This window comes from Microbacterium esteraromaticum (assembly GCF_016907315.1).
Lineage (GTDB): Bacteria > Actinomycetota > Actinomycetes > Actinomycetales > Microbacteriaceae > Microbacterium > Microbacterium esteraromaticum.
Map to the genome: position 1 here is coordinate 2,623,485 of NZ_JAFBBS010000001.1, position 12,095 is coordinate 2,635,579.

The window sequence follows — 12,095 nt, forward strand, 5'->3', positions numbered from 1 at the left end:
CCCTGTCCTCACCTGCGGGAACGCTCTCACAAGAAGAGACGCGTGATTGCTCGATTCATCACGCGTTCTTCTCATTCTCGCTCGAAATCGTCTGACAGGCCACCCCTGTGGAGAACTCGAAGGAGCGCTCCCACGGATCTTCGGCCCTCTTTTGTGGGATTCGTGAACGTGCTCGGTCACGGAATGCGGTCGTGATCGAGGTGTCAGTGAATGCCGGCGTCGGTCCCGGGCACCTCGCTGGTGGCGGTCGTCAGGGTCGGCCACGTGACGTGATCTTCCCTGTACATCGTGAGCGCAGGGGCGGCGTCTGCCTCGGGGGCAACGGGCGTCTCCTGCTCGGGTTCCGAGGGCAGTTCGGGTTCCGAGGGCAGCGCGGGTTCCGAGGGCACCGCGGGTTCGGCGGGTGTCTCCGTCCCGGTGGGCGTTTCGGGTTCGGCGGGTGTCTCGGGTTCCACGGGTGTCTCCGGTTCGGCGGGTGTCTCCGGCCCGGTGGGCGTTTCGGGTTCGACGGGGGTCTCCGGCCCGGTGGGTGTGCCGGGATCGGTGGGTGTGCCGGGCTCGGCGGGCGTGCCGGGCTCGGTGGGTGTGCCGGGGTCGGGCGGCGTGCCGGGCTCGGTGGGTGTGCCGGGTTCGGCGGGCGTGCCGGGCTCGGTGGGTGTGCCGGGTTCGGCGGGTGTGCCGGGCTCGGTGGGTGTGCCGGGTTCGGCGGGTGTGCCGGGGTCGGTGGGGGTCGCGGGCGCATGGAGAGCCCACAGCCGGACGCTCTTCCACGCACCGGGGACCCCGTCGACCACATACCGGAACCGCACCAGTGCGTTCTTCGCGAGCTCGGCCGCACTGGGCCGGATCTCTGCGACACCGGCGCCGCTCTCATCGAGAACGATCTCATCGCCGCGTGCGCGATTCTTCTCGAACCACACCTGCACGGTCGCCCTGGGAGCGCCGTGCACAGGAATGACGTAGATCGAACGCCCACCCTCGTGACGCACCGTCACGTGGTCCCAGGTGATCTCCGAGAGTGCGGGCTGCGCGGGCACCTCCGGTGCAGGAGCAGGACTCGTCGGCGCGGCCGACGCGTCCTCGACCCTGGGGGTGCGCGGAATAGGCTTCGGGAGAGGCCATGTTTCAGCTTCCGGAATCGGCGCCGGTGCGCCAGGTGCTGGTGCGACGGGTGCCGGTGCGACAGGTGCCGGGGTTTCATGACCCGGTTCAGCGGGAGCAGACGCCTGGGCCTCGGGTGTCACCTGCGCAGACGGCGGGGCGAGCACCGATGGTGATGCGGCAGGCGCAGGCTCGCTCACCCCGGTGGGCTCGAGCGGGAGCACGGATGCGGCCGCCACGACACCCGCGACGATCACCGCAGCCGAACCCAGGCCCACGAGCGCACCGATGCCGACATGGGCGCCGCCGATGCCCGCGGCCGAAGCGCCGGCGGATGACGAGGCAGGCGTCGGCAGGTGCGCGGGTGTCGCGGTGGCTGCCAATCCGATGGAAGAACCCGCCGCCTCCGTCGCGACCACACCGCCGACCACGCTGCTGGGCATCGCGGCGAGTGCGACGACCGGCGCACCGGCGCCCTGGGTCGACGCGAGGTACGACGATGCGCCGGCGATGCCCGTGACCAGCGGGAGGATGACGAGGGCGAGGCGGTTCGAGAGCTCGGTCGCCTCTCCGGCGGCGATCATGCACCGCGGGCAGTCGGCGATGTGACGCTGCGCCCGCAGCTGTGCGCGAGCGCCCAGATTGCCGCGCGCATAGGCGCCGAGACGTTCGACCAGCCAGTGGCATTCGGAGTCTTCGCCGGCGTTGCGGAGGTGTGCTTGGATCCAGGCTTCGCGGAGGCCTTCGCGGGCTCGGAAGCTGAGCTGGGAGACGGCGCCGGTGCTCATGCCGAGCAGTGGGGCGATCTCGGAGGGCTTCATCTGCTCGATCTCGGAGTACCAGAGCACTTCCTGCCAGCGGGAGGGCAGGGAGCGGAATGCCTGTGCGGTGAGTCCGCGGTCGAGGGCCTCGTCGGCGGCGGATTCGGTCGATGACGGGTCGGCGACGGTGTCGAGTTCGTCGATGGGGGTCTCGCGGCGGGCGCGGCCCCAGGCGGCGGCGGTGTTGCGGATGCTGGTGAACAGGTAGGCGCGGAAGGATCCGTTGGGACCGCCGCCCTTCAGGATCGCCTGGTAGATGCGGGCGTAGGACTCCTGCACGAGGTCGTCGGGGTCGATCGAGGAGGTCACCGATCGTGCCACCGTGATCCCGGACGGGTAATGGCGACGCCACAGCTCACCGAACGCCTCAGCATCACCCGACCGCGTGCGCAGCACGAGATCAGCGTCAGCCAGCACCTCGCTGCCCGTATTCTCTATCGTCACGTTCATCCCCCAAGTGCTCGTCTGCGGCGTGCATCTATACCCTGAGATGCGATCGGTGTCGCGTGATCACGCGAGTCGACGAAGATGGCGCGTATCGCGCGGGGCGTGGCGCTACATGGAGTGTTGACGACGGCTCGAGAAGTTTTTGCCGGACTCGCGTAATGAACGAGCGGGCGTGACGTCTCTTCAGGCGGAGCAGGTCCGATGCACCACCGGGGGGCGGATGCGGAGGGCTCTCGGCGAACGGGTATCGCGCCGCGACACGCTCGGTCGAAGTCCTCGGGGGAGGAGCCTTCGGCCGCAGTCGGCTCCGGGGGACGCGAGGGCCGCCGCTCTGGGGAGTGCGGCGGCCCTCATCCGTCTCCGGGATCTCAGCGCGTCGGCGCGGAGCCCACCCACACGGCTGCGACCTCGTGATCCGATCCGAGCAGCACGGCATCTGCGACGAAGCCCGGCTGCAGCATCCCGAGTGACTCGCCGAAGCCGACGGCCGCGGCCGGCGTCGCCGTCAGAGCGCGCACGGCATCGACCAGAGGAACATCCGCCTCGACGGCGCGGCGAAGCGCGACGTCCTGCGTGAGCGTCGATCCGGCGATCGATCCGGTGTCATCCCTGCGCGCCATGCCGTCCTTCACCGTCACCTTGACCGCGCCGAGGTCGTAATGCCCGTCGGCGCTGCCGGCGGCAGCCATCGCGTCCGTGACCAGGGCGACCCGCCCCGGCGCGATGTCGAAGAGCAGCTTGATGACGGACGGCGCGAGGTGGAAGTTGTCGGCGATGCCCTCCAGTACCACTCGATGATCGGCGGCCGCGGTGAGGATCGGGCCGGGGGCACGGTGGTGGATGCCGTTCATCGCGTTGAACGCGTGAGTGAGGATCGACGCTCCGGCCTCGAAGGCCTGACGCGCGATCGCGGCGTCGGCGTCGGTGTGCCCGACCGCGGCGGCGGCGCCGGCCGCGACGATGAGACGAACAGCCTCGAGTCCGCCGGGAAGCTCCGGTGCGATCGTGACCTGCCTGACCGTGCCCCGACCCGCCTCGAGAAGACGGGTCACGTCAGCCGGGTCCGGATGCCGGAGCAGCGACGGCTCGTGCGCCCCCTGGTGCCCCGGGTCGAGGAAAGGGCCCTCGAGGTGGCTGCCGAGGACGTCGGCATCCGTGCCTGCGAGGTCGGCGATCATCGCAACCTGCTCGGCGAGCTGGTCGACACTGGCTGTGACCAGCGAGATCACGGCGCGAGTCGTGCCGTGAGAGCGGTGCATCGCACGACCGCGGCGGATCGCGTCCACGCCGTCGTCGTAGGCCGCGCCCGCGCCGCCATGGCCGTGGATGTCGATGAAGCCTGGAGTCAGCACGGCATCCGGCCCAGCCACGGCTGCCGCGTCGACCACCTCATCGGCCGGAATCCAGTCGCCGCCGGTGCCGCGCGCGGCGATCCGGCCGTCCTCGAAGCGCACCCAGCCGTTCTCGATGACGGTGCCGTCGCCGTCGACGATCCGTGCGGAGTGGATGACGCGCGAGCGGCTGGTATCGGTGGTGATCGCGGGCTCGGGGGTCATCGTGCACTCCAGGGGATCTCGTCGACGGGATGGAATCGGATGCGCTCAGACTGCCACAGCGGCGAGAGCCTGCCCAGACGGGTTCGGAACTCCTCCCAGCTGTGCTGGTCGGAGCCCGCCCGCGACCAGGCGAGCTCAGCGGCGGCCGCGATGCGCGGGTACATCAGCAGCTCGGCATCGGGCAGGCTGCGCACGGTCTCGGTCCACAGCGGCGCCTCGATGCCGGCGATCGCATCCGCAGGAACGTCGAGCAGCGCGGTCGGATCCCACCCATGCGCCCTTTCCACGCTCACCGTGCCCGCCCACGCGAGACCGAGGGGGAAGTCGGCGTCATACTTCATGTCGAGGTACACGGCGTCGGCCGGAGAGAGCACGACCTTGCCGCCGCGTGCGACGAAGCGGGCCGCGTGCGACGCGTGCGTCGCTTCTGGCTCGAGCAGGCCCCAGTACTGCCCGACCGAGCCGTCGGCCAGTGCAGGCGCGGCCCCCGCCTCGTGCCATGCGATCGGGGTGCGACCGAGGTCGCGCACGATCGACGTGGCGCGCTCGATCGCAAGGGCGAAGTCGTCGGCGGAGGTGCCGAGCGACTCGTCGCCGCCGATGTGGATCCAAGGGCCTGGTGAGATCTCGGCGATCTCGGTGAGCACGTCGCGCACGAAGTCCCAGGTGCGCTCCTCGTGGATGCGCAGGCTCGAGTGGCCGACACCCCAGCCGATGTAGGGCTCGCCCTTCACCGGGAGCGCGTGGCCGAGTCGTTCGGCGTCGGCGAGCAGAGCCGGGTGCAGATGCGGCTCTTCGACGAGCTCAGGGTAGGCGACTCCGACGGCATGGGTATGGCCAGGCAGGTCGATCTCGGGGATCACGACGACGTGGCGGGATGCCGCGTGCGAGACGATCTCGCGGAAGTCCTCTTTCGTGTAGAAGCCGCCCTGGTCGCCGGGGTCGGCCGCGAACCCGGAGGCGCGCTCGGTGAGCAGGGGCCAGGAGTCGATCTGGATCCGCCAGGCCTGGTCATCGCTGAGATGCAGGTGAAGGCGGTTCAGCTTGAGCGCGGCGGCACGATCGATGACGGTCTTCACCTCGTCGACGGGGAAGAAGCGGCGCGCGACGTCGATCATGACGCCGCGATGTTCGAATCGCGGCGCGTCCGCGATGCGCGCGGTGGGCCATGCCCAGCCCTCATCGCCGTCGGTCAGCAGCTGCAGCAGGGTCTCGACGCCGTAGAAGACGCCGGCATCAGCGCCGCCCGCGATCTCGACGCGATCGCCGACCGTGAGCGTGTATCCCTCGGCATCCGCGATGTCGGCGTCCACGCGCAGGACGACGGCGGCCTCGGCCGGGTCGTCTGCGAGCTGGAGGCGGATGCCGGTGCGCCGCGCGACAGCATCCCGAAGCCTTTCCGATGCGGACGACGGGCCCGTCACGGTCATGCCGGGCAGAAGGGGCAGGACGCCGTCGCCGATGGCGACGGACGAGGGCGCAGGCACGAGCCCCGCCACAACAGGAAAGACCATGAACAAAATGTATCCCGCTCCGCGATGATTATGACGTCGCGGGATCGGACCCGGGGGAGACGATCCGCTAAGCTTCTTGCGTCGCGACTGGCGTCTGGGTGGGTCACCACCGGGGAGCGGCCTCATAGGAATCGACCGCGCGCCTGGGCCGATGAGGAACACCCCTAATTCCCGTGTGAACAGGAGACTGTCATGACCGACCGCTACTTCAACGCCCCGCTCGCCGAGGTCGACCCCGAGATCGCCGAGGTGCTCGACCGGGAGCTGAAGCGCCAGCAGACGTTCCTCGAGATGATCGCATCCGAGAACTTCGTGCCAGTGTCCGTGCTGCAGTCGCAGGGCTCCGTTCTCACCAACAAGTACGCCGAGGGCTACCCGGGGCGTCGCTACTACGGCGGGTGCGAAGAGGTCGACGTCGCCGAGGAGCTGGCGATCGCCCGCGCCAAGCAGCTGTTCGGCTCGGAGTTCGCCAACGTCCAGCCGCACTCGGGCGCCACGGCCAACGCCGCCGTGCTGCACGCCATCGCCCGCCCCGGGGACACACTGCTCGGCCTCTCGCTCGATCAGGGCGGCCACCTGACGCACGGCATGAAGATCAACTTCTCCGGCCGCCTGTACGACATCGTCGCCTACGGGGTGAACCCCGAGACCTCGACCATCGACATGGACGAGGTGCGTCGCCTGGCCATCGAGCACAAGCCGAAGGTCATCATCGCCGGGTGGTCGGCGTACCCCCGCACCCTCGACTTCGCCGCCTTCCGCGCGATCGCCGACGAGGTCGGCGCGCTGCTCTGGGTCGACATGGCGCACTTCGCAGGCCTCGTCGCCGCCGGCCTGCACCCCAACCCCGTGCCGCACGCGCACGTCGTCTCGTCGACCGTGCACAAGACCATCGGCGGCCCGCGCTCGGGCTTCATCCTCACCAACGACGCCGACATCGCCAAGAAGATCAACTCGGCCGTGTTCCCCGGTCAGCAGGGCGGTCCGCTCATGCACGTGATCGCCGCGAAGGCGACCGCGTTCAAGATCGCAGGAACCCCTGAGTTCAAGGAGCGCCAGGAGCGCGTGCTGCGCGGCGCGGCGATCATCGCCGACCGCCTCTCGCAGCAGGACGTCAAGGAGGCCGGCATCGCCGTGCGCTCGGGCGGCACCGACGTGCACCTCGTGCTCGTCGATCTTCGCGACGCCGAGATCGACGGCAAGCAGGCCGAAGACCTGCTGCACGAGATCCACATCACCGTGAACCGCAACGCCGTGCCGAACGACCCCCGCCCGCCGATGGTCACCTCGGGCCTGCGCATCGGCACCCCGGCGCTCGCGACCCGCGGGTTCGGTGACGCCGAGTTCACCGAGGTCGCCGACGTGATCGCCCTCGCCCTGCAGCCCGGAGCCGACGTCGAGGCGCTGCGCGCCCGCGTCGACGCCCTCGCCGGCGCGTTCCCGCTCTACCCGGACCTGCAGCAGTAAGCATCCGGATACGTCGAACTCACCCTCCCTCGCCGGGACTTCCGTTCCGCACGGGACAGCGCGCACGACCAGCTGTCCCGTGCGGGAGGACGAGTCTCGCGGAAAGCAGGCAACATGACCGCGAAGATCCTCGACGGGAAGGCGGCCGCCGCCGCCATCAAGAGCGAGCTGACCGAGCGCGTAGCGGCGCTGCGCGAGAAGGGCATCGTCCCCGGCATCGCGACCGTCCTCGTCGGCGCCGACCCGGCGTCGCAGCTGTACGTCGGCATGAAGCACAAGCAGTCCGAGGCCATCGGCATGAACTCGATCCAGCGCGAGCTGCCGGCCGACGCCACGCAGGCCGAGGTCGAAGCGCTGATCGATGAGCTCAACGCCGACGACAGCTGCCACGGCTACATCGTGCAGCTCCCGCTGCCCAAGCATCTCGACACCGATGCGATCCTCGAGCGGATCGACCCGGCGAAGGATGCCGACGGGCTGCACCCCACCAACCTGGGGCGCCTCGTGCTGAACGTCAACGGACCGATCCACACGCCACTGCCGTGCACGCCACGCGGCGTGATCGAGCTGCTGCTTCGCAACGATTACGACCTCAAGGGCAAGCACGTGGTCGTCGTGGGCCGCGGTGTGACCATCGGGCGCCCGATGGGACTGCTGCTCACCCGCCGCGCGATCAACGCCACCGTCACCCAGGTGCACACCGGCACGCCCGACATGTCGCCCTTCCTGCGCCAGGCCGACGTGATCGTCGCGGGCGCGGGCGTGAAGCACCTCATCAGGGCCGAGGACGTCAAGCCGGGCGCCGCGGTGCTCGACGTGGGCGTGACCCGCGAGACCGATGCCGAGACCGGTGCGTCGAAGGTCTACGGCGACGTTCACCCTGATGTCGCCGAGGTGGCGGGCTTCGTCTCGCCGAACCCCGGGGGCGTGGGGCCGATGACCGTCGCGCTGCTGATGACGAATGTCGTCGAGGCCGCCGAGCGGCTGGTGACCTCCGACTGATCACGGGTCGCCACCCGCATCGCGGTGTCGCGGCGGCGGTCGCCGGGCTCAGCTCCTGACGGTCGCCGCCTCGACTCGTCCCATCCTCCAGACAGAGGGCACGAAGGTGGTTCCGACGGCGATGACGGCGTACAGGATGCCCGAGGTGATCAACACCGTCGAGGGCTCGGCGTGCGTGATCAGCCACCCGTACACCAGCGTTCCGATCGGCATGACGACGAAGCTGCCGAGCATGTCGTAGCTCGAGACCCGGCTGAGCTTGTCGAGCGGGATGTTCTCCATCATCGCGACGTTCCATCCGGTGCTGAACACCTCGGCGCCGGCACCGGCGAGGAACGCCGCGATCGCGACCAGCACGACCGCGGGATGCACGCCGAGCATGGTCAGCGGGATCGCGAAGAGGCTCATACCAAGCATCCCGAACCGGAGCGGGCGCTTCAGCGGCAGCCACATCAGCACCAGCGTCATCAGCAGCACGCCGACGCCCTCGGCGCTGACCACCCACCCCCAGCCGGCGATGCCGAGACGCTCGTCGTTCTTCGCGATGTACGGACCGACGACGCCCCACGCTCCGACGTGGATGGCGTTCATGATCATGAACGCCAGCACGACGGCCACCAGCCAGGAGCGGCTCCAGAACTCGGTCCACCCGGTGCGCAGGTCGGAGAAGAGCGAGAATCCGCCGTCGCCGGCGGGCGGCGGCAGCTTCACCATGGCCAGGATGGGGATGGCGACCAGCCATCCGGCCATCTGCACGAGCATCGCCCAGGCGGGCCCCACCGTCGTCACCAGGATTCCCGCGATGACGGGACCGCCGATCGTCACGGCGGACCGCACGAACGAGAGCATGGCGTTCGCCTGCTGCAGGTTCTCGGGGCTCGTCAGCTGCGGGATGATGCCCTGCATCGCCGGCATGACGAATGCGGTCGACGCCCCGTTGAGCGCCGCGAGCGCGGCGACCGCGGGCACCGTGGCGGTCTCGGTGAACAGCAGCACCGCGATCGTGCCGATCGAGAGGATGTCGAGCACGTAGCAGACCTGGATCACCAGTGCGCGGGGGAGGCGATCGGCGACCACTCCGCCGAACAGCACGAAGACGATGTTCGCGAGGGTGAACGCCGTGAGCACCAGGGACAGGCTGAACGGGTCGTTGTCGATCTCGAGCACGGCGAACGCCAGCGCGATCGACGACATCGACCCGGTGACCATCGTGATGGCCCGAGCGAGGAAGAACCAGCGGAAGTTGCGATCGGTCATCGCTGCGAGCCCGCGGCTCACGGCGTCATCCTCGAATGCAGCATCCGTTCATCCTGGCACGCCGTCACAACTCCGGAGAACCGCACGCGAAGGACGCGGAACAGTGCGATTCGCACGGGTTCGGGCTGATTCTCCGGAGCTGTGCGGTCAGGCAGTCAGTACGTGTCCGTCTCGGCCGCGGCGGATGCCCTGGCGAACCGCGCTGCGAGCGCCTCGGCGCCCCTGGCGAGGATCGTCACGTCGGCGCTCGCCGAGAGGAAGTGCGCGCCCGCGTCGAGGAACGCGTCGGCGTCCGACGGATCGAAGGCGTTCACGCCGACCTTCTTCCCGGCTGCTGCGACCACCTCGAACACGTGGTGCACGGCGGCGAGCACGTCGGGATGCGACTGCTGCCCGGGGAAGCCCATCGATGCCGCGAGGTCGGCCGGCCCGACGAGCACGCCGTCCACCCCGTCGACAGCGGCGATCTCAGCCGCCGCGGCCACGGCATCAGCCGATTCGATCTGCACGAACAGGGAGATCGTCTCGGACGCGTTCGGAACGTATCCGGCCACCCGGCCCCAGCGTCCGCTGCGGGCGAGGCCCGATCCGACGCCGCGTACGCCTAGCGGCGGGTACCGCACTGCTGCGACGGCCGCCTGCGCCTCTGCGGCTGAGGCCACCATCGGCACGAGCAGGTTCTGCGCGCCGGTGTCGAGCACCTGCTTGATGGTCACGGTGTCGTTCACCGGCACCCGGACGATCGTGGGCACCCGATACGCGGCGATCACCTGAAGCTGCTGCTGCACTGTGACGATCGTGTTCGGGCCGTGCTCCATGTCGATGAGCAGCCAGTCGATACCCGAGCCGGCGCAGATCTCGGCGTTCAGGGTGGTGCCCGTGCTCAGCCACATGCCGATCAGCGGGCGGTCGGCGGCCGCGAGCGCGTCACGGAAGGTGGGTTCTAGACGAAGCGGCATGCGATGGTTCCCATCTCGCGATAGTCGCACAGCACCTCGTCGCCGCGCTCGACCCACATCGGCCGTGTGAACGATCCTGCCAGGATGATCTCGCCGGCCTCCAGTCGCGCACCGTGCTGGTGGAACTTGTTCGCCAGCCAGGCTACGCCGGTCGCCGGATGCCCGAGGACCCCGGCTGCGACGCCGGTCTCTTCGATCTGGCCGTTCTTCGACAGCACACCGGGCACCCAGCGCAGGTCGATCTCATCGGGACGCAGGTGCACGTCGCCCAGCACCATCGCGCCGTAGGCGGCGTTGTCGCTGATCGTGTCGACGATCGTGCGGCCCTCGAGCTCGATGTGCGAGTTCAGCACCTCCAGCGCGGGCACGGCGTAGTCGATGGCCGCCAGGGCGTCGTCGAGCGTGCAATCAGGGCCCTCGAGGGGCGACTTCAGCACGAACGCCAGCTCGACCTCGATGCGCACGTTCGAGAAGTCGTCGAACGGGATCTCATCGCCCGAGCGGTACACGGTGTCGTCGAACATCACGCCGTAGTCGGGCTCTGTGATCCCGGTGGCCTGCTGCATGGCGCGCGACGTCAGCCCGATCTTGCGTCCCACCAGGCGGCGCCCGGCGGCGACCTGCGAGTCGCGCCAGACGCCCTGAATGGCGTAGGAGTCCTCGATGGTGGCATCCGGATACCGGGCGGTGATGCGGGGCATCACCCCGCGCGTGCGCTCGGCCTCGGCGAGCTCGGCGGCGAGGGCTGCGAGCGTCTCGGCGGGAAGCGTCACAGCTGGTGTCCGAGCTTGTACTCGCCCTGCTTCCACTCGGGCATCGACTCCTCGCCCTCGTCGGGGCGGGTGTACGAGAAGCCGTCGGCGCCGATGGTCACAGCCATCTCGCTCGAGTCGGTGCGGGCGCGCACCGGCTGCGGGTTGCCGTCGAGGTCGAGCACGAGCGACGCGTCGGTGTACCAGCTGGGAACGACGGGGTTGCCCCACCAGTCGCGACGCTGGTTGTCGTGCACGTCCCACGTGACGACGGGGTTGTCGGGGTCGCCGGTGTAGTAGTCCTGCGTGTAGATCTCGACGCGGTGGCCGTCGGGGTCGCGCAGGTACAGGTAGAACGCGTTCGAGACGCCGTGGCGGCCGGGGCCGCGCTCGATCGCGTCGGAGCGGCGCAGGGCTCCGAGCTTGTCGCAGATCGCGAGGATGTTGTGCTTCTCGTGGGTCGCGAAGCACACGTGATGCATGCGCGGGCCGTCGCCGCCGGTCATGGCGGTGTCGTGCACGGTGGGCTTGCGGCGCATCCACGCGGCGTACACGGTGCCCTCGGCGTCCTGGATGTCCTCGGTGACGCGGAAGCCCAGGTCCTGCATGAAGCGCACGGCGCGCGGCACGTCGGGGGTGACCTGGTTGAAGTGGTCGAGGCGCACCAGCTCGCCGGGGATGTGCAGGTCGTAGCGCCATGACATCCGCTCGACATGCTCGCTCTGGTGGAAGAACTCGTACGGGAACCCGAGCGGGTCGACCACACGCACCGAATCGCCGATGCCCTTCACGAAGCCCTCCGCATTGCGGCGGACATCGCAGCCGAGCTCGGTGTAGAACTCCATCGCGCGGTCGAGGTCCTCAGGGGTGCGCACACGGTACGAGAACGCGGCGACAGCTGCGAGCTCGCCCTTGCGCAGCACGAGGTTGTGGTGGATGAACTCCTCGGTCGAACGCAGGTAGATCGTCTCGTCGTCCTCTTCGGTGACATACAGGCCGAGCACGTCGACGTAGAACTGCCGCGAGGCGGCGAGGTCGGTGACCACGAGCTCCATGTACGCGCAGCGCAGGATGTCGGGCGGCGTCGCGACGGGAGTGGCGATCGGGTCGTCGGTGTGGATCGGCGCCTCCTGGCTCACGTAGAAGCCGGAGGAGGTGAGGGTCTTGCCAGCGTGGTTGGTCATGTCAGCGTCCTTGCTCTGTGTGTTCGGGCGGCCGG

9 protein-coding genes and 1 riboswitch are annotated in these 12,095 nt (G+C 69.3%); of the genes, 2 read left to right on the forward strand and 7 right to left on the reverse strand.

The genetic code is table 11. From position 1 onward, the window contains the following. Positions 1-203: 203 nt before the first annotated feature. From JOE67_RS15710 to JOE67_RS12515, 3 genes are all read right to left on the reverse strand, one after another. Complete coding sequence (locus JOE67_RS15710; RefSeq protein ID WP_204975875.1) at positions 204-2,366, reverse strand: sigma-70 family RNA polymerase sigma factor; 2,163 nt, start codon at positions 2,364-2,366, stop codon at positions 204-206. 371 nt (positions 2,367-2,737) lie between these two features. Next, positions 2,738-3,925 (reverse strand): N-acetylglucosamine-6-phosphate deacetylase, encoded by a 1,188-nt coding sequence (locus tag JOE67_RS12510; RefSeq protein ID WP_204975876.1) that lies wholly within the window; start codon positions 3,923-3,925, stop codon positions 2,738-2,740. Then, positions 3,922-5,439, reverse strand: a complete 1,518-nt coding sequence (locus tag JOE67_RS12515) for a beta-N-acetylhexosaminidase (RefSeq protein WP_204975877.1) — start codon at positions 5,437-5,439, stop codon at positions 3,922-3,924. Before JOE67_RS12515 ends, JOE67_RS12510 begins: the two co-directional genes overlap by 4 nt. Before the next feature lie 73 nt (positions 5,440-5,512). Next, positions 5,513-5,595: riboswitch (ZMP/ZTP riboswitch) on the forward strand. A gap of 36 nt (positions 5,596-5,631) precedes the next feature. On the opposite strand from JOE67_RS12515, the gene glyA reads away from it, so the two are divergent. Both glyA and JOE67_RS12525 read left to right on the forward strand, forming a co-directional pair. Further along, positions 5,632-6,906 carry a serine hydroxymethyltransferase gene (gene glyA, locus JOE67_RS12520; protein ID WP_204975878.1) on the forward strand — a complete coding sequence of 425 codons (1,275 nt, stop codon included), beginning with the start codon at positions 5,632-5,634 and terminating at the stop codon, positions 6,904-6,906. A gap of 114 nt (positions 6,907-7,020) precedes the next feature. Next, the gene (locus JOE67_RS12525) at positions 7,021-7,908 is read left to right on the forward strand and encodes a bifunctional methylenetetrahydrofolate dehydrogenase/methenyltetrahydrofolate cyclohydrolase (RefSeq protein ID WP_204975879.1); all 888 of its coding nucleotides are present in this window, start codon (positions 7,021-7,023) and stop codon (positions 7,906-7,908) included. A 48-nt stretch (positions 7,909-7,956) separates the two neighbouring features. On the opposite strand, the gene JOE67_RS12530 is transcribed toward JOE67_RS12525, so the two are convergent. The 4 genes from JOE67_RS12530 to hpaD form a co-directional block, all read right to left on the reverse strand. Continuing rightward, positions 7,957-9,186, reverse strand: coding sequence for an MFS transporter (locus tag JOE67_RS12530; RefSeq protein WP_338041600.1), 1,230 nt, complete (start codon positions 9,184-9,186; stop codon positions 7,957-7,959). Positions 9,187-9,320: 134 nt separating this feature from the next. After that, positions 9,321-10,124 carry an HpcH/HpaI aldolase family protein gene (locus tag JOE67_RS12535; protein ID WP_204975880.1) on the reverse strand — a complete coding sequence of 268 codons (804 nt, stop codon included), beginning with the start codon at positions 10,122-10,124 and terminating at the stop codon, positions 9,321-9,323. After that, entirely contained in the window at positions 10,109-10,897 is a 789-nt protein-coding gene (locus tag JOE67_RS12540) for a fumarylacetoacetate hydrolase family protein (protein WP_338041601.1), read from the reverse strand. Before JOE67_RS12540 ends, JOE67_RS12535 begins: the two co-directional genes overlap by 16 nt. Further along, on the reverse strand, positions 10,894-12,060 hold the full coding sequence (gene hpaD, locus JOE67_RS12545; protein WP_204975881.1) for a 3,4-dihydroxyphenylacetate 2,3-dioxygenase: 1,167 nt from the start codon (positions 12,058-12,060) through the stop codon (positions 10,894-10,896). The genes JOE67_RS12540 and hpaD overlap by 4 nt, the downstream gene beginning before the upstream one ends. Positions 12,061-12,095: the final 35 nt, after the last annotated feature.